Here is a 17,399-nt window from a genome sequence, read left to right as displayed (position 1 = left end):
CGTACGTCACGCGTCTGACCGTCCGGATCAGGCCAGAGGGCTACCCGCAGGTCGGTGGTCTCCCCTAGGTTTCCGCCATGGGAATCGAACTCGACACGACCGCTGTCGCGCGCCTGCGCGAAGCGATCGCCGGAACCGTCTACGTCCGCGGCGACGAAGGCCTCGCCGCTGAGGTCGCCTGCTTCAACACCGCCATCCGCCACGATCCGGACATCGTCGTCGCCGTCACGAACGACGAGGATGTGGTAGAGGCGATCGCGTTCGCCCGCGACGCCGGGCTGCCGGTGCGCGTCCAGGCGACCGGCCACGGCGCAGAGGCGCCGATCGTCGGCGGCATGATCATCTCCACCCGCGGCCTCGACGGGCTGTCCATCGACGGGGACTCCCGGCTCGCCCGGATCGGCGCCGGGCTGCGCTGGGCGCCCGTCATCGTGGCGGCAGCCGAGCACGGCCTCGCGCCCGTGACCGGTTCCTCCACCAGCGTCGGCGCCGTCGGTTACAGCCTCGGCGGCGGCCTCGGACCGATGGCCCGCACGTACGGCTTCACGGCCGACTGGGTGCGCGGGTTCCGGGTCGTCACGGCGGACGGACGCATCCTCACCGCGGACCGCGACACCAACTCCGACCTCTTCTGGGCTCTGCGCGGCGGCAAGGGCGGCCTGTGCGTCGTCACCGAGATGACGCTCGAGCTCGTCCCGCTCCGCTCGCTCTACGGCGGCAGCGTCTTCTTCGAGGGCGGCGCCATCGAACCGGCGCTGCGTGCGTGGATCGACTGGTCCGCCGAGCTGCCGGATGAGGCCACCACCTCGGTCGCATTGCTCACCGTCCCCGACGTCGACGGACCGCCGCCGCCCCTGCGCGGGCGCACGGTGCTCAGCGTCCGCTTCGCCTACCCGGGCGACGGTGTGGAGGGCGAGAGACTGTTCGCGCCGATCCGTGCCGCCGCTCCGCTCTACCTGGACTTCGTGGCCGAGATGCCGACGACCGCCGTGGCGAGCATCCACAACGATCCCGAGCAGGGCGCCCCCACGTGGATCCGGGGCTACATGCTCGACACGTTCGACCAGGACGCGGGGGATGTCATCCTCGAACTGGCCGGACCGGGCTCCGGTTCGCCGTTCCTCTCGGTCGAGCTGCGCCAGATCGGCGGTGCGACCGCGCGGGACACCGACGACGGCACCTCCATCGGCGGACGCGATGCCGGCTACACGCTCGCCCTGCTGGCCGCCGACCCCGGCACCTTCGCGGAGGCGGCTCCCGCCCGGGCGGCGGCGATCTCCGATGCCCTGGCCGACCGCATCTCGTCGGTGACGAACGTCAACTTCATCGGCGACCTGTCCGATCGCGCCGCCTTCGAGAGCGGATGGCCGACTCCGGTGCAGGAACGGCTCACCGCCGCCCGCCTGCAGTGGGACCCGGACAAGGTGTTCGCCTTCGGCCCCGCCTGACGGCCGGTGACGCTCACTCGCTCCAGACGCTCGGCGCCTCGGCACGGGTCGACGGCAACGCCGCGTCCGCACCCCACTCGACCAGCCACTGGGGAACGGTGGCGTCCGTCGGGGACGGGCCCACCGCCTCCAGGAGTTCGGCGATGCTGACGACCCCTCCGGACCGCTTGAGGAACCGCCCGCGGATGAACGCCTGCGTGTAGATCTCGCCGTCGACCGTGAACCGCTGCTCGACGTAGACCGCCTTCTCGTCGAAGCCGAGGATGCGCGACTCCACGACGAACGGCTGCCACAGCTCCAGCGACTTCCGGAAGGAGATCGTCTCCGAGGCGACCACCGGGTACCACCCGCGACGCTTGAAGATCGCCCAGACGCCGTTGCGCTGCAGGAGGTCGAACCGCCCGATGTCGGCGATGGACAGGTACACCCCGTTGTTCATGTGCTTCAGGATGTCGAGATCGGTGGGCAGGACGCGGAACCGGGTGCGCGCCACATCCCAGTGCCCCAGCCGCGGGCCGAAGCGGGAGATGATCGCGTGGAGCATCGTCCGGAAGATCATGTGCACGCCCGCCATGGTAGTGATCCGCAGAAGGATCAGCGCATCCGTTGTGCGGAGTCTCCAATCGTCCCGGTCAGGCCGCGGATGACCGTTGTGCGCATCGCATCAGCTGATGCGAAGGTCCGCGATGCGGCCGTCGCGCAGCTGGAACCGCATCGGACCGGTCCCGTTGTAGCCGTCGCCGGTCACGGTGAGGGTTACCAGGTAGGTGTCCGGCTCGGGCTCCGCGGCCCAGTCGACGAGTTCGAAGTGCGAGCGGACGCCGATGTTGTCGGTGCTGTCCCACTTCCGTACCCCCTGGTGACCGCTGAACTCGCGGCCCCAGTCGTTCAGGGTGGCGTCGTCGGTGAACGCGTTCACGAACGCGTCGGTGTCGCCGCGGTTGGTCGCGTCGATGAAGATGCGGATCGGCTCGGGGAGTTCTTCTGGTGTCGTCACGGGACGATTCTCGCCCTGAGGGGTTCAGCGCGGGAGGGGCACTTCGAGCAGGCTCACTCCGGCAGGCGGCGCGGAGAGCGCCTGGTCCAGCTCGCCCTTGGTGCGGGCGACCGAGTGATGCCAGCCGTAGGCACGCGCGAGAGCGGCGACGTCGACCGTCTGCGGAGTGTAGAGCACGCGGTCGAACGACTCGGCGGGAGCCGTCGCGGCCACCTCCAGACCGTCGAAGATCGTTCCACCGCCGTCGTTGCCGACGACGACCTGCAGGTGCGGACGCGGCTCGCCGACGCCGAACAGCAGCGAGCCCGCGTCGTGCAGCAGCGCAAGATCCCCGAGAAGCACGCGGGTCACTCCGCCCGGCGTTCCCGCCGCCTGCGCGGCGCGCTGGCTGGCAAGGGCGATGCCCGTCGCGGTCGCGATCGTCCCGTCGATCCCCGCAAGGCCGCGGTTGGCGTGGACGGCGATCCGCTTCCCCGGGACGATGCGGTCGACATCCCGGATCAGCCGGGATGCGCCGAGCACCAGCCGGTCGTGAGGCCACGTGTAGCGCCAGACGGCCTCTGCCAGCAGCGCGCGGGTGATCGGCGCACGGACGGCCGCCAGCTCGGCCTTCGCGAAGTCGAGCGCATCGGCGGGATCGAACGAGCGGGCCTTCTCGAGGTCGGGCGCCACGGCGGCGGGATCTGCCTCCCGCTCGGCCAGCTCGGCGAGGCGTCGGCTGGCGAACACCCAGCGTCCGACCCAGCCGCGCACCTCGGGCGAGCGGACGTCGATCGAGTCTCCTGCGCGCACGGCGCCGACAATGGTCGCCCGGTGGCCGGGGTTGTAGGCCTGGGCTCCCGTAGGGGCGACGACGATGACGTCGACATCCGGACGTATCAGCAGCGCCGGCACTTCCCGGCTCAGCGTCGGGTGGCCGAAGACGACGGCTCGTTCGACGGCCGCCCCGAAGTCCTCGTCGCGGAGCAGTTCGCGGTAGGAGACGACGAGATTCGGGCCGAAGCGCGCGCCGCTCGACACCTCGGCGAGCAGCGGTAGCCCCGCCTCGCGTGCGAACTCCTCGGCGGCCGCGCCCGCGTCGGCCCCGGCGACCACGACGGTCCGGGGACCGGATTCGATCGTCAGTGTCTCTCGTTCGAGCGCCGCCGCATCCGCCGTTCCGGGCAGCGCCCCGCTCTCGAGCTCGGGCAGCGCCGGCACGGTGACCGAAAGCGGCTCGCGGAAGGCGATGTTGAGATGCACCGGTCCGGGATCGGCGGTATCGGCGCCGACCGCGGCGCGGACCGCCGCCTCTGCGAGCGCCGCGGCGCGCTCGGCGTCGTCGGGGTCGCCCGTAGGCGCCTGGACGTCGACGGACCAGCGGACCGCTGCCGCGTACAGGCCGTCCTGGTGGGTGGTCTGATTGGAGCGGATGCCGCGCAGCTCCTCCGGCCGGTCGCCGGTCAGCACGATCAGAGGGATGCCCGCCTCGTGCGCCTCCAACACCGCCGGGTGCAGGTTGGCGGTCGCCGTGCCGCTCGTGGTGATCACGACGGCGGGCGCGCCGGATTCGCGGGCGAGACCGAGGGCCAGAAACCCGCCGGTCCGTTCGTCGATGCGTACGTGAAGCCGCGCCGATCCTGACCGCTCGAGCTCGGCCGCGACCAGGGCGAGCGCCTGGGAGCGGGAGCCGGGACTGACGACGAGGTCGCGCACCCCGGTGCGCACGAGCGCGGTCAGCAGGGCCAGCGAGAAGTCGGTGGCCGGGTTGCCTGTGCCGACTCCGTCGGCGGACGTGGTCGCGCCGGTCTCGGGATGCTCGCCCGCTGCCGGGCGGTCACCCATCCCGGCGGCCGGTCTGGTCGTTGTTGTCCGGCCCGTTGTCGTCGAGCTCGGCGAGCTCCTTCTCGAGCTGCCGGATGCGCTCCTCCTGGTCGTGGTCGAGCCGCAGCTTGCCGAGGAATTCGGGGTCGTCGTCGGGCGCGCTCACGCGGCGGTTCACCTCGGCGCGACGCCGGCCGCGCCCGATCACGAACCAGAGGATGCCGCCGATGACCGGGAACAGGATGATGATGAGCAGCCACACGGGCTTGGGAAGGCCGCGCACTCGTGAACGGTCGAACAGGGCGCAGTCTGCCACCGAATAGAAGTAGAACACCACGGCTGCGACGCCGAGGGCTATCCAGAGGCGAACCATGGGTCAATCGTAACTCTCAGAGACGGTCTCTAAGCTGGGAGGGTGAAGCGGATTCCCTCCTGGATTACCTATACGGTGCTGCGCCTTCTGGTGTTCGCCGTGCCGCTGGTGATCCTGCTTCTGGTCGGCCTAGTCTGGTGGCTGGCGGTCATCGCGGCGGCGCTCATCGGCCTGTGCCTCTCGTACATCTTCCTGAGCCGGCCGCGGAACGCGGTGTCGTCCGACCTGTACGCCGTGCGCCACCGCGACAAGCCGGCGACGTCGGAGGACGACGACGTCGAGGATGCCGCAATCGAGGATGCCGCAGCCGAGCCGCGGGATCGCGGCGATCAGAAGGCGTAGGCGACGCCCAGCGCGATTCCGACCAGCAGACCGGTGATGCTGGTCAGCTGCAGCGCGGTGACCAGTTCCCGCGGCGAGCGCCCGAACAGCGTGATGATGCACGCCGGAATCGCGGCAAGCAGCGCGAACATCCCGAACCAGGCGAGCGGGTAGAAGACCGCCAGCACGCCGAGGATGACGAACGGGACGAGCAGCAGCACGCAGAACACGATCCGCGAGGCGACCCGGCCGAGCAGGACCGCGAGCGTCCGCTTGCGCGCCTGACGGTCGGGCTCGATGTCGCGGATGTTGTTGACCATGAGCACAGCGCAGGCGATGAGGCCGGCGATGACGCCTCCGTACCAGGACTCCTGGTTGACCGTTCCGGACAACATATAGGTCGTGCCCACGGTGGCGACGAGCCCGAAGAAGATGAAGACGAAGACCTCGCCGAGCCCGTAGTACCCGTAGGGCCGCTTACCGCCCGTGTAGAACCAGGCGGCGGCGATCGCGGCGGCGCCGATGAGCAGGACCCACCAGTGCTGGGTGAGGATCACCAGGATGACGCCGGCGACGGCCGCGAGGGCGAAGAACGTCAGGGCGACCGTCAGCACCGTGCGCGGCGCCGCCTTGCCCGATCCCGTCAGGCGCCCGGGACCGACGCGGTACTGGTCGGTGCCGCGCACGCCGTCGGAGTAGTCGTTGGCGTAGTTCACCGCGATCTGGAGGAGGACGGCCACCGCCAGGCAGAGCAGCGAGCGGATGGGATGCCAGACGCCCGGCCCCTCGGCGACCTTCGCCGCCCCGACGCCGATCAGCACCGGAGCGACGGCGAGCGGGAGGGTGCGCAACCGCGCCCCGGCGATCCAGTCGGCGGTGGTGGCGGGCTTGACGGCTGCCGCGGCCGCACCGGGCCGGCCGCTCCGGCCGCCGCGCGGACCGCGCGCCATCGGCGGGGCCATCCGCTGCTGACGTGGCTTGTTCTGACTCATCACAGAGCGAATCGTAACAACATCGGCTATGCCCCTCGCTCGCGTACCAGGGCGGCGAGCGCGACCCGGTCCGGCTTCCCGCTCGCCAGCCGTGGCAGGCGACCGACCTCGACCACGCGCGCCGGGGCCGCGGCGCGCCCGAGCACCCCGGCGACGGTCTCGCGCAACGCCTCCAGCGACAGCGCTGCGTCTCCCTCGGTCACGACCACAGGGACCTCGCCCCAGCGCGCGTCCTCGACTCCGACCACGACAGCGTCGCCGTATCCCGGAATGCTCTGGACCGCGCGCTCGACCGCATCCAGCAGCACCTTCTCGCCGCCGGAGATGATGACATTGTCGGAGCGACCGAACACGGTGACCCGGCCCTCCGGCGACACCTCCCCCAGATCCCCGGTGCGGTACCACCGCGCGCCCGCGTCCTCGTGGAAGACCGCCGCCGTCCGCTCCGGATCGCCGACGTAGCCTTCGGCGAGCGTGGGTCCGCCGATCTCGAGGATCCCGCCGTTCTCGCGGACGACCGTGGTCCCGATCGGCATGCCGTCGTAGATGCACCCGCCGGCTGTCTCGCTCGACCCGTAGGTTGCGATCACGCGCGCCCCGAGCGCTTCGGCGCGTTCTCGCAGCCCGGGAGCCAGAGCCTGCCCACCGATCAGGATCCCGTCGAATCGACGAAGCGCCGAAGCGACCGCCCTCGACCCGCCCTCCGCACTGTCGACCAGCCGCGCGAGCTGCACCGGTACCAGCGAGGTGTAGCGCAGATCGTGCTTCAGCTCACCGGCCGCAGACGCGAACCGCTCCGCATCGAAATGGCCGCTGCCGTAATAGACCGGCTCCGTCTCGGCGGCCAGCGAGCGCACCAGAACCTGCGCCCCCGCGACGTAGTGCGCCGGAAGAGCGAGCACCCATTGCCCCTGCCCACCCATCGCCCCGGCCGACGCCGCCGCACTCGCCAGCAGCGCGTCGGTCGACAACGCCACCCGCTTCGGAGTCCCCGTCGAGCCCGAGGTCTCGATCACCAGTGCGACGCTCTGCGCGACGGCGTCGTCCTCCTGTGGCCAGCGCACCCCATCGACCCCGGCCCCACGAGCGCCTTGCGCACCGCTGGTGGCGCCCACTCGCGTTGCCGCTCCCGCTGCGCCTAGACCACCGACCCGCGGCACCACCGCCGGCCCTGCGGCCGTCAGCGCATCACGCAGAGCGACGAACACCTCGTCCGGCCGGCCCGCATCGACGACCTTCAGCGTTCGCGTCATCGCCGGCCTCAGTACTGCCAGGGGAACGGCGACCAGTCGGGTTCGCGCTTCTCGAGGAACGCATCGCGCCCCTCGACCGCTTCGTCCGTGCCGTACGCCAACCGGGTCGCCTCGCCCGCGAAGACCTGCTGACCGACCAGTCCGTCGTCGACCGCATTGAAGGCGAACTTGAGCATGCGGATGGCCGTCGGCGACTTCGTCAGGATCTCGTTCGCCCATTCGAGCGCCACCGATTCCAGCTGCTCGTGCGGAACGACCGCGTTGACCGCCCCCATCTCGTACGCACGCTGCGCCGAGTACTCCCGCGCGAGGAAGAACACCTCTCGCCCGAACTTCTGCCCCACTTGGCGGGCGAAGTACGCGGACCCGTACCCGGCGTCGAACGACCCGACGTCGGCATCCGTCTGCTTGAACCGTCCGTGCTCGGCGCTGGCGATCGTCAGGTCGCAGACCACGTGCAGCGAGTGACCGCCGCCCGCCGCCCATCCCGGTACCACGGCGATGACGACCTTCGGCATGAACCGGATCAGGCGCTGCACCTCGAGGATGTGCAGTCGGCCGCTCCGCGCCACGTCGATCCCCGACGCGGTCTCGCCCTCCGCGTACTTGTACCCGTCGCGCCCGCGGATGCGCTGGTCCCCGCCGGAGCAGAACGCCCACCCGCCGTCCTTCGGGCTCGGGCCGTTCCCGGTGAGCAGGACGACACCGATCCGCGGGTTCGTGCGAGCGTCTTCGAGCGCCGCATACAGCTCGTCGACCGTGTGGGGCCGGAACGCGTTGCGCACCTCGGGTCGATTGAACGCGACGCGCGCGATCCGCCCCGAGGTGTCGTGGTGGTAGGTGATGTCGGTGAGTTCGCCGAAACCGGGGACCTCACGCCACGCGCCGGGGTCGAAGAGTTCTGAGACGTCCGCTTGCATGGATCCAGCCTACGGTTCGGCCTAGCGCTCGCCCCCGCGCGTGCCAAACTTGTGGAATGCTGCCGGACCTCGCCGACCTGTTGGCAACTCTCCGGGTCGTGTCGCTGCCGATGACGACCCGCTTCCGGGGAATCACCGTGCGCGAAGCGGCGCTCTTCGAGGGGCCGCAGGGGTGGACGGAGTTCTCGCCGTTCGTCGAGTACGACGATGGGGAGTCCTCCGCCTGGCTGCACGCGGCGATCGACTTCGGCTGGCGTCCCACCCCTCCCGCGCTACGGGACCGGATCCCGGTCAACGCCACCGTTCCCGCAGTCGCGGCCGACGACGTGCCGGCCGTGCTCGCCCGCTACCCCGGCGCACGGACCGCCAAGGTCAAAGTCGCCGAACCGGGCCAGACGTTGGCGGACGACGTGGCACGAGTCCGCGCCGTGCGCGAAACGCTCGGCCCGGAAGGTCGCGTGCGGATCGACGCCAACACCCTGTGGAACCTGGACGAGGCGGAGCACGCCATCCACGCGCTCGCCACATTCGACCTCGAATACGTCGAGCAGCCGTGCGCCACGGTCGAAGAGCTCGCCGAGCTACGCAAACGGATCCACTACATGGGCATCCCGATCGCCGCGGACGAGAGCGTGCGCAAGGCCGCCGATCCACTCGCGGTGGCACGGGCGCGCGCTGCGGATGTCGTGGTGGTCAAAGCGCAGCCGCTCGGCGGCGTGCACTCAGCTCTCCGGATCGTCGCCGACGCCGGCCTGCCCGCCGTGGTGTCCAGCGCGATCGACACCTCCGTGGGCATCGCCATGGGCGCCCACCTGGCCGCGGCGCTGCCGGACCTCGAGTTCGACTGCGGCCTGGGAACGGTGGCGATGTTCGTCGACGACATCGCCGACGAACCGCTGCGTCCGGAGGCAGGGGGCATTCCCGTGGTCCGCCCGTCGGTGTCCGCCCAGCGGCTGGACACTCTGCGCGCGCACGACGACCGCGAGCACTGGTGGCGCCAACGCGTCATCCGGTGCCACCGCGTCCTCGAGCGCTCTCTGGCCCTCTGACGACCTCAGGCGTACAGGCTCTCCGGCACCTCGAGCCCGTAGATCGCACGGCCCGAGTTCCAGATCGCGGCGCACGCCGCGCGCAGGAGGTCGGTCCGGTCGCTCCCCTCGGATACGATCCGCACGTCGTTGCCTTCGATGGCGACGGTCGCGTCCCGGACGCTGACCGCCCCCGACTTCGCCACGCGTGTCTCGGGATAGGGCTCGCTCAGTCCGCGCAGGTCGCTGAGGATGTAGGTCGGACGCGCGTCAGCATCCGCGGAGAGAAGCTGCTTTCCGCCGTCGATGCCGGTCAACACGAGAACCGATTCGATTCCCGCGCGGTTGGCGCCGAGGACGTCCGTGTCGAGCCGGTCTCCGATGAAGAGCGGTTTCCGGGCGCCGAATCGCGCGACCGCTTCGTCGAAGATGGCGCGCTCGGGCTTGCCCGCGACGATCGGCAGGCGGCCCACCGCGGTGTGCACAGCGGACACGAGCGTTCCGTTGCCGGGAGCGATGCCGCGGGCGACGGGGATCGTCCAGTCGGTGTTGGTCGCGATCCACGGGCGTTCGGTGTCGCTCCGCCCCTGGAGAGCGAACGACGCCTCGGCCAGCTGTGCCCACCCGATGTCGGGTGAGAAGCCCTGGATGACAGCGGCCGGGTCGTCGTCGGCGGAACGCGTGACCGAGAAGCCCGCTTTCTGCACCTCGTCGACGAGACCGTCCCCGCCGATGACGAGGATGCTCGCGCCGGCGGAAACGTGCTGGGCCAGCAGCCGGACGGCCGCCTGCGGAGAGGTCACGACATCCGTCGGCTGGACGTGGAGTCCAAGCTCGGTGAGGTGTTGGGCGACCGTGGCGTCGGTCCGTGACGCGTTGTTCGTGATGTAACCGACTCTGACGGTTTCGGCGGCCGCGTTCAGGCTCTCCACCGCGTGAGGAATGGCGTCCGGGCCCTTGTAGACGACGCCATCGAGGTCGGCGAGAACGAGGTCGACGTCGTCGAGCGGCGTCCGCGCCTCAGTGCTCCGGCGAAACAGCGCCATCGTGCGCGTCGTCCTCTCCGTCGTCGGTCCGGCCGTCCGTGTCCGCGTCGCTGTCGCTGACGCTGTCGCTGTCGCTGACGCTGACGCTGACGCTGACGCTGTCGCTGACGCTGTCGCTGTCATCGTGGGCGTCGGCGGCATCGAGGACGATGTCCTCCTCGATGATGTCGATGGTCTCGTGCTCGTCGACGGCCTCGGCCTGGTCGAACGCCGCCTCGGCGCGGGCAGCGCGCTCGCGCCATTGGGCGGCCTGGTCGTCGCGACCGAGCTCTTCAAGGACCTCGGCGTACGCGTGGTAGAGGTCCGCGCTGTAGCTGAAGGCGCGGTTCGGATCGAGCTGCGGGATCTCGAGTTCGGCCAACGCCGCGTCCGGCTGCCCCAGGTCGAGGCGGGCACCGGACATGGCGATCGCCAGCGACACCTGGACGTCGTTCGGCAGGGTCGTCCGGTCGACCGAGCGGCCGAGTTCAAGCGCGCGGTCGGGACGGCCGACTCCACGCTCACTGTCGACCATGAGCGGGAGCTGGTCGTTGGAGCCGGAGATCCGCCGGTACGTGCGCAGCTCGCGAAGCGCGAGCGCGAAGTCGCCGGTCGCGTACGCGGTGATCGCGAGCGTTTCGCGGACGACGGCGACCCGGCCCGCGCGACGGGATGCGGACAGTGCGTGCTTGTGGGCGAGCTCGGGGTCCTCGTCGATGAGACGCCCCGCCATGACCAGGTGCTTCGCAACCCAGTCGGCGTTGTCCTTGCTCAGCGTCTTCAGCTCGACGCGCGCCTCGCCGGGAAGCTCGCGCGCCTGGATCTCGTCCGGGATGAAGGGGTCGTCGTGCCGGGGACGCACCGACTGCAGCTCGCGAGCACGCAGCTCGCTTTCGGTGAGCTCGCGCCGCTCATCACGAGCGCCCCGGTCGCCACGCGCCGGACGACCGTCGCGCGTCCACAGCTTCTCATCGCGTCCGCTGCGGCGATCGCCGCCGGCCGAGCCGCCGTCACGCCCACGGAACCCGCCACGGTCGCCCTGCGGACGCGAGCCACCGAAACGCGCACCATCCCGGTCGCCACCGCGATACCCACCGCCGCGCTGACCATCCCGGTCACCACCGCGGTACCCGCCGGCGCGCTGACCATCCCGGTCACCACCCCGGTAACCACCAGAGCGCTGACCATCCCGATCGCCACCCCGGTAACCACCAGAACGCTGACCCTCACGGTCCCCGCCGCGGTAGCCGCCGGCGCGCTGACCATCCCGGTCACCACCCCGGTAACTACCAGAACGCTGACCCTCACTGTCCCCGCCGCGGTAGCCGCCGGTGCGCTGACCATCCCGGTCACCACCACGGTACCCGCCGGTGCGCTGACCATCCCGGGATCCCGACGGTCGCCGATCGGCGCCCGAACCACCGCGATAGCCCGCTCGCTCGCTGCCGGCCTGGCCGTCGCGGCGGTTGCCACCCGAGCGCGCGGGGCGCTCACCGCCGCCGCGGGAGCCCTCGGAGCTGCCGCGCCAACCGCCTCCGCTTGAAGCGGACCGGTCACGGGACGCTCCGCCCGTGCGCGGTCGACCGGACCCGTCCGTGCGGGGACGGCGCTGACCGTCGCCGGCGCCGTTCTGTCGCGCTGGGTTCGAGCGGCGCGGCCGCTCGTCGCGCGGGTTGTCGTCTGCCGGTGTGTCGCTCACGGCTACTCCTGTCGATTCGGCGGGGTCTCGCCAGCCTATGCTCCGTGCGGTGATCGACCCCGTTAACGCGAAATGGCCACCCATCACTGGGTGGCCATCTCACAAAGAAGTCCGGCGGTGTCCTACTCTCCCACAGGGTCCCCCCTGCAGTACCATCGGCGCAGAGAGTCTTAGCTTCCGGGTTCGGAATGTAACCGGGCGTTTCCCTCTCGCTATGGCCGCCGAAACACTATTGATGTATCAAAGTGAACGTCGAGCGTTAGCTCGAATCAGTTCTCGACCGTACATCGAGAACCACATAGTGGACGCGAACAATCTTGGGCCCCTCATAGCTGCCTTACAACGTTTATGAGAGTGGTGATTATCAAGTTATCGGCTTATTAGTACCGGTCAGCTCCATGGGTCTTTAGTCCCCACTTCCACATCCGGCCTATCAACCCAGTAGTCTAGCTGGGAGCCTCTCGCCCGAAGGCATGGAAATCTCATCTTGAGGCCGGCTTCCCGCTTAGATGCTTTCAGCGGTTATCCATCCCGAACGTAGCTAACCAGCGGTGCTCCTGGCGGAACAACTGGCACACCAGAGGTTCGTCCAACCCGGTCCTCTCGTACTAGGGTCAGATCCTCTCAAATTTCCTACGCGCGCAGCGGATAGGGACCGAACTGTCTCACGACGTTCTAAACCCAGCTCGCGTACCGCTTTAATGGGCGAACAGCCCAACCCTTGGGACCTACTCCAGCCCCAGGATGCGACGAGCCGACATCGAGGTGCCAAACCATGCCGTCGATATGGACTCTTGGGCAAGATCAGCCTGTTATCCCCGAGGTACCTTTTATCCGTTGAGCGACAGCGCTTCCACAAGCCACTGCCGGATCACTAGTCCCGACTTTCGTCCCTGCTCGACTTGTCAGTCTCACAGTCAAGCTCCCTTGTGCACTTACACTCGACACCTGATTGCCAACCAGGTTGAGGGAACCTTTGGGCGCCTCCGTTACTTTTTGGGAGGCAACCGCCCCAGTTAAACTACCCACCAGGCACTGTCCCTGAACCGGATTACGGTTCTAAGTTAGATATCCAGAGTGACCAGAGTGGTATTTCAACAATGACTCCACCGACACTGGCGTGCCGGCTTCAAAGTCTCCCACCTATCCTACACAAGCCACACCGAACACCAATACCAAGCTGTAGTAAAGGTCACGGGGTCTTTCCGTCCTGCTGCGCGTAACGAGCATCTTTACTCGTAGTGCAATTTCGCCGAGTTCGCGGTTGAGACAGCTGGGAAGTCGTTACGCCATTCGTGCAGGTCGGAACTTACCCGACAAGGAATTTCGCTACCTTAGGATGGTTATAGTTACCACCGCCGTTTACTGGGGCTTAAATTCTGAGCTTCGCCGAAGCTAACCCTTCCTCTTAACCTTCCAGCACCGGGCAGGCGTCAGTCCGTATACATCGTCTTGCGACTTGGCACGGACCTGTGTTTTTAGTAAACAGTCGCTTCCCACTGGTCTCTGCGGCCTTCAAACGCTCCAGGAGCAAGTCCCTTCACGCCTCAGGCCCCCCTTCTCCCGAAGTTACGGGGGCATTTTGCCGAGTTCCTTAACCACGATTCTCTCGATCTCCTTGGTATTCTCTACCTGACCACCTGAGTCGGTTTGGGGTACGGGCGGCTGGAACCTCGCGTCGATGCTTTTCTCGGCAGCATAGGATCACCCATTTCGTCAATGAAGACTACGCATCGTGCCTGGGCCTATGTGAGAGACGGATTTGCCTATCTCTCGGCTTACACACTTACACCGGGACAACCATCGCCCGGCTGGGCTACCTTCCTGCGTCACACCTGTTAATACGCTAGCCGCACCAGCATGGGGTCGAGCGTTAGGCCCGGACCTTCACCCCGAAGGGATCCGTGTCCAGGATTAGGACTCTTAGCACCACTGGATTAGCTTGGGCGGTTCTTCGCCGGTACGGGAATATCAACCCGTTGTCCATCGACTACGCCTGTCGGCCTCGCCTTAGGTCCCGACTTACCCAGGGCGGATTAGCCTGGCCCTGGAACCCTTGGTCTTTCGGAGGACGGGTTTCTCACCCGTCTTTCGCTACTCATGCCTGCATTCTCACTCGTGTGGCGTCCACGGCTGGTTTACACCGCCGCTTCACTCGCCACACGACGCTCTCCTACCCATCAACACGGCTGGACCACGAAGGCCTACCAATAGTGTCAATGCCACAACTTCGGTGGCGTGCTTGAGCCCCGTTACATTGTCGGCGCGGAATCACTTGACCAGTGAGCTATTACGCACTCTTTCAAGGGTGGCTGCTTCTAAGCCAACCTCCTGGTTGTCTGTGCAACTCCACATCCTTTCCCACTTAGCACGCGCTTAGGGACCTTAGTTGGTGGTCTGGGTTGTTTCCCTCTCGACGATGAAGCTTATCCCCCACCGTCTCACTGCTGCGCTCTCACTTACCGGCATTCGGAGTTTGGCTGACGTCAGTAACCTTTTGGGGCCCATCGGCCATCCAGTAGCTCTACCTCCGGCAAGAAACACGCAACGCTGCACCTAAATGCATTTCGGAGAGAACCAGCTATCACGAAGTTTGATTGGCCTTTCACCCCTATCCACAGCTCATCCCCTCAGTTTTCAACCTAAGTGGGTTCGGTCCTCCACGACGTCTTACCGTCGCTTCAACCTGGCCATGGATAGATCACTTCGCTTCGGGTCTAGGACATGCGACTGAATCGCCCTATTCAGACTCGCTTTCGCTACGGCTACCCCTCACGGGTTAACCTCGCCACATATCGCTAACTCGCAGGCTCATTCTTCAAAAGGCACGCTGTCACCCCTACAAGGAGGCTCCAACGGTTTGTAAGCAAACGGTTTCAGGTACTATTTCACTCCCCTCCCGGGGTACTTTTCACCTTTCCCTCACGGTACTTGTCCGCTATCGGTCATCTGGGAGTATTTAGGCTTATCAGGTGGTCCTGACAGATTCACACGGGATTTCTCGGGCCCCGTGCTACTTGGGATACTCTTCGCGCCATTGGACCATTTCGGTTACGGGGCTGGCACCCTCTGTGGCTGGCCTTTCAAAGCCATTCACCTATGATCCTTTGTAACGCTCGCTGTTCGGCAGAAGCAGCAGAAAAGTCCCACAACCCCGACCATGCAACGCCTGCCGGCTATCACACATGATCGGTTTAGCCTCTTCCGGTTTCGCTCGCCACTACTAACGGAATCGCTTTTGCTTTCTCTTCCTGTGGGTACTGAGATGTTTCACTTCCCCACGTTCCCTCTACCCGCCCTATATATTCAGGCGGGAGTCACTGGGTCACCCAAAGGGCCCAGCGGGGTTTCCCCATTCGGAAATCCTCGGATCAAAGTTCGTTTATCAACTCCCCGAGGCTTATCGCAGATTACTACGTCCTTCTTCGGCTCCAGATGCCAAGGCATCCACCGTTTGCTCTTAGAAACTTGAAATCACATGAGTTTGAATCGATCGGCTCACCGAAGTGAGCAGATTGACCAATGATCTAATAAATCAGATCATCTTTTGTGATCCGAACCCGAAGGTTCGAATCTAAGATGCTCGCGTCCACTGTGTAGTTCTCAAAGTACGGGCGGTACCTTCTCCGCCGGCTATTGATGCCGACTAGAAAAGGTCCAGAGGATTCGGTTCTCATCCGTTCGGATGAGGTCCGGTCCCTCAGGACCCAACAGCGTGCATGTGCGGGGCTTCCGGGTCCGAGCTGTTCCTACCTGCAAGAGGCGTACTGAACTCGAGCCGTTCGGCTCCGCACCAATGTCAATGTTCCACCCATGAGCTAACCGGCTGAGACGTTCGCTCAGATCCGGCGCCTGGACACTTCCGCCGGTAAAACCGACGTTGTGCCAGATGCTCCTTAGAAAGGAGGTGATCCAGCCGCACCTTCCGGTACGGCTACCTTGTTACGACTTAGTCCTAATCACCGATCCCACCTTCGACGGCTCCCTCCACAAGGGTTGGGCCACCGGCTTCGGGTGTTACCGACTTTCATGACTTGACGGGCGGTGTGTACAAGGCCCGGGAACGTATTCACCGCAGCGTTGCTGATCTGCGATTACTAGCGACTCCGACTTCATGAGGTCGAGTTGCAGACCTCAATCCGAACTGAGACCGGCTTTTTGGGATTCGCTCCACCTTACGGTATTGCAGCCCTTTGTACCGGCCATTGTAGCATGCGTGAAGCCCAAGACATAAGGGGCATGATGATTTGACGTCATCCCCACCTTCCTCCGAGTTGACCCCGGCAGTCTCCTATGAGTTCCCGCCATTACGCGCTGGCAACATAGAACGAGGGTTGCGCTCGTTGCGGGACTTAACCCAACATCTCACGACACGAGCTGACGACAACCATGCACCACCTGTTCACGAGTGTCCAAAGAGTTGACCATTTCTGGCCCGTTCTCGTGTATGTCAAGCCTTGGTAAGGTTCTTCGCGTTGCATCGAATTAATCCGCATGCTCCGCCGCTTGTGCGGGCCCCCGTCAATTCCTTTGAGTTTTAGCCTTGCGGCCGTACTCCCCAGGCGGGGCGCTTAATGCGTTAGCTGCGACACGGAAACCGTGGAATGGTCCCCACATCTAGCGCCCAACGTTTACGGCGTGGACTACCAGGGTATCTAATCCTGTTCGCTCCCCACGCTTTCGCTCCTCAGCGTCAGTTACGGCCCAGAGAACTGCCTTCGCCATCGGTGTTCCTCCTGATATCTGCGCATTCCACCGCTACACCAGGAATTCCATTCTCCCCTACCGCACTCTAGTCTGCCCGTACCCACTGCAGGCCCGAGGTTGAGCCTCGGGTTTTCACAGCAGACGCGACAGACCGCCTACGAGCTCTTTACGCCCAATAATTCCGGACAACGCTCGCACCCTACGTATTACCGCGGCTGCTGGCACGTAGTTAGCCGGTGCTTTTTCTGCAGGTACCGTCACTTTCGCTTCTTCCCTACTAAAAGAGGTTTACAACCCGAAGGCCGTCATCCCTCACGCGGCGTTGCTGCATCAGGCTTGCGCCCATTGTGCAATATTCCCCACTGCTGCCTCCCGTAGGAGTCTGGGCCGTGTCTCAGTCCCAGTGTGGCCGGTCACCCTCTCAGGCCGGCTACCCGTCGTAGGCTTGGTGGGCCGTTACCTCACCAACTACCTGATAGGCCGCGAGTCCATCCTTGACCGAAATTCTTTCCACGCACAGGAGATGCCTCCGTGCGTCATATCCGGTATTAGCTTCCGTTTCCGGAGGTTATCCCAGAGTCAAGGGCAGGTTACTCACGTGTTACTCACCCGTTCGCCACTAATCCCCTGGAGCAAGCTCCAGCTTCATCGTTCGACTTGCATGTGTTAAGCACGCCGCCAGCGTTCGTCCTGAGCCAGGATCAAACTCTCCGTAAATGTTTAGCTCCGCGGTCGCAAGCGACCGGGAAACATAGTGCAGGCTCAGCCAGGAAATGTGGCTTCGCACTGCGAGTTTGTCTTGACTAGTTTCGAATATCTACTGACATTCTGTT

The 17,399-nt window shown here is 66.0% G+C and carries 13 protein-coding genes and 3 rRNA genes; 4 read left to right on the top strand and 12 right to left on the bottom strand.

All coding sequences use genetic code 11. The features are described from left to right. Positions 1-77: 77 nt before the first annotated feature. Positions 78-1,448: an FAD-binding oxidoreductase gene (locus AB0P25_RS08440; RefSeq protein ID WP_363806600.1), complete on the top strand. Its 1,371-nt coding sequence runs from the start codon at positions 78-80 to the stop codon at positions 1,446-1,448. Positions 1,449-1,461: 13 nt separating this feature from the next. Here the strand turns inward: AB0P25_RS08440 and AB0P25_RS08435 are convergent, their stop codons facing one another. From AB0P25_RS08435 to AB0P25_RS08420, 4 genes are all read right to left on the bottom strand, one after another. Next, a complete protein-coding gene (locus tag AB0P25_RS08435) occupies positions 1,462-2,022 on the bottom strand; it encodes an acyl-CoA thioesterase (RefSeq protein ID WP_363806599.1) in 561 nt (186 codons plus the stop codon). 90 nt (positions 2,023-2,112) lie between these two features. Further along, a complete protein-coding gene (locus AB0P25_RS08430; RefSeq protein ID WP_363806598.1) occupies positions 2,113-2,445 on the bottom strand; it encodes a nuclear transport factor 2 family protein in 333 nt (110 codons plus the stop codon). A 24-nt stretch (positions 2,446-2,469) separates the two neighbouring features. Continuing rightward, positions 2,470-4,269 carry a 2-succinyl-5-enolpyruvyl-6-hydroxy-3-cyclohexene-1-carboxylic-acid synthase gene (gene menD, locus AB0P25_RS08425; RefSeq protein ID WP_363806596.1) on the bottom strand — a complete coding sequence of 600 codons (1,800 nt, stop codon included), beginning with the start codon at positions 4,267-4,269 and terminating at the stop codon, positions 2,470-2,472. Next, on the bottom strand, positions 4,262-4,621 hold the full coding sequence (locus tag AB0P25_RS08420; protein ID WP_363806595.1) for a PLDc N-terminal domain-containing protein: 360 nt from the start codon (positions 4,619-4,621) through the stop codon (positions 4,262-4,264). The genes menD and AB0P25_RS08420 overlap by 8 nt, the downstream gene beginning before the upstream one ends. Positions 4,622-4,663: 42 nt before the next feature. Between AB0P25_RS08420 and AB0P25_RS08415 the strand changes: the two genes are divergently transcribed. Then, positions 4,664-4,963, top strand: coding sequence for a DUF4229 domain-containing protein (locus AB0P25_RS08415; RefSeq protein WP_363806594.1), 300 nt, complete (start codon positions 4,664-4,666; stop codon positions 4,961-4,963). On the opposite strand, the gene AB0P25_RS08410 is transcribed toward AB0P25_RS08415, so the two are convergent. Genes AB0P25_RS08410 through AB0P25_RS08400 form a run of 3 tightly spaced genes read right to left on the bottom strand, consistent with a single transcriptional unit; the run spans position 4,951 to position 8,107 of the window. Continuing rightward, entirely contained in the window at positions 4,951-5,934 is a 984-nt protein-coding gene (locus tag AB0P25_RS08410; RefSeq protein ID WP_363806592.1) for a 1,4-dihydroxy-2-naphthoate polyprenyltransferase, read from the bottom strand. The two genes, AB0P25_RS08415 and AB0P25_RS08410, sit on opposite strands and share 13 nt — an antisense overlap. Positions 5,935-5,960: 26 nt before the next feature. Continuing rightward, positions 5,961-7,187, bottom strand: a complete 1,227-nt coding sequence (locus AB0P25_RS08405; protein WP_363806591.1) for an AMP-binding protein — start codon at positions 7,185-7,187, stop codon at positions 5,961-5,963. Positions 7,188-7,195: 8 nt separating this feature from the next. Next, positions 7,196-8,107, bottom strand: coding sequence for a 1,4-dihydroxy-2-naphthoyl-CoA synthase (locus AB0P25_RS08400; RefSeq protein WP_363806590.1), 912 nt, complete (start codon positions 8,105-8,107; stop codon positions 7,196-7,198). A 56-nt stretch (positions 8,108-8,163) separates the two neighbouring features. Here AB0P25_RS08400 and AB0P25_RS08395 point away from each other — a divergent pair, with 56 nt between their 5' ends. Beyond that, positions 8,164-9,156: an o-succinylbenzoate synthase gene (locus AB0P25_RS08395; RefSeq protein ID WP_363806589.1), complete on the top strand. Its 993-nt coding sequence runs from the start codon at positions 8,164-8,166 to the stop codon at positions 9,154-9,156. A gap of 5 nt (positions 9,157-9,161) precedes the next feature. Here AB0P25_RS08395 and AB0P25_RS08390 read toward each other — a convergent pair whose 3' ends face one another. Further along, a complete protein-coding gene (locus tag AB0P25_RS08390; protein WP_363806588.1) occupies positions 9,162-10,181 on the bottom strand; it encodes an HAD-IIA family hydrolase in 1,020 nt (339 codons plus the stop codon). After that, the gene (locus AB0P25_RS08385) at positions 10,156-11,022 is read right to left on the bottom strand and encodes a hypothetical protein (protein ID WP_363806587.1); all 867 of its coding nucleotides are present in this window, start codon (positions 11,020-11,022) and stop codon (positions 10,156-10,158) included. Before AB0P25_RS08385 ends, AB0P25_RS08390 begins: the two co-directional genes overlap by 26 nt. Between AB0P25_RS08385 and AB0P25_RS08380 the strand changes: the two genes are divergently transcribed. Then, complete coding sequence (locus tag AB0P25_RS08380) at positions 11,008-11,703, top strand: hypothetical protein (protein ID WP_363806586.1); 696 nt, start codon at positions 11,008-11,010, stop codon at positions 11,701-11,703. The two genes, AB0P25_RS08385 and AB0P25_RS08380, sit on opposite strands and share 15 nt — an antisense overlap. A 265-nt stretch (positions 11,704-11,968) precedes the next feature. On the opposite strand, the gene rrf is transcribed toward AB0P25_RS08380, so the two are convergent. The 3 genes from rrf to AB0P25_RS08365 form a co-directional block, all read right to left on the bottom strand. Beyond that, positions 11,969-12,085, bottom strand: a 5S ribosomal RNA gene (gene rrf, locus AB0P25_RS08375). Positions 12,086-12,219: 134 nt separating this feature from the next. Further along, positions 12,220-15,333, bottom strand: a 23S ribosomal RNA gene (locus AB0P25_RS08370). 426 nt (positions 15,334-15,759) lie between these two features. Then, positions 15,760-17,283 (bottom strand): 16S ribosomal RNA (locus tag AB0P25_RS08365). The 16S, 23S and 5S rRNA genes sit together here, the layout of an rRNA operon. Positions 17,284-17,399 lie beyond the last annotated feature (116 nt).

It is taken from the genome of Leifsonia sp. NPDC077715 (assembly GCF_040686855.1).
Taxonomy (GTDB): Bacteria; Actinomycetota; Actinomycetes; order Actinomycetales; family Microbacteriaceae; genus Leifsonia.
This window is presented reverse-complemented; position numbering and strand designations above follow the sequence as displayed.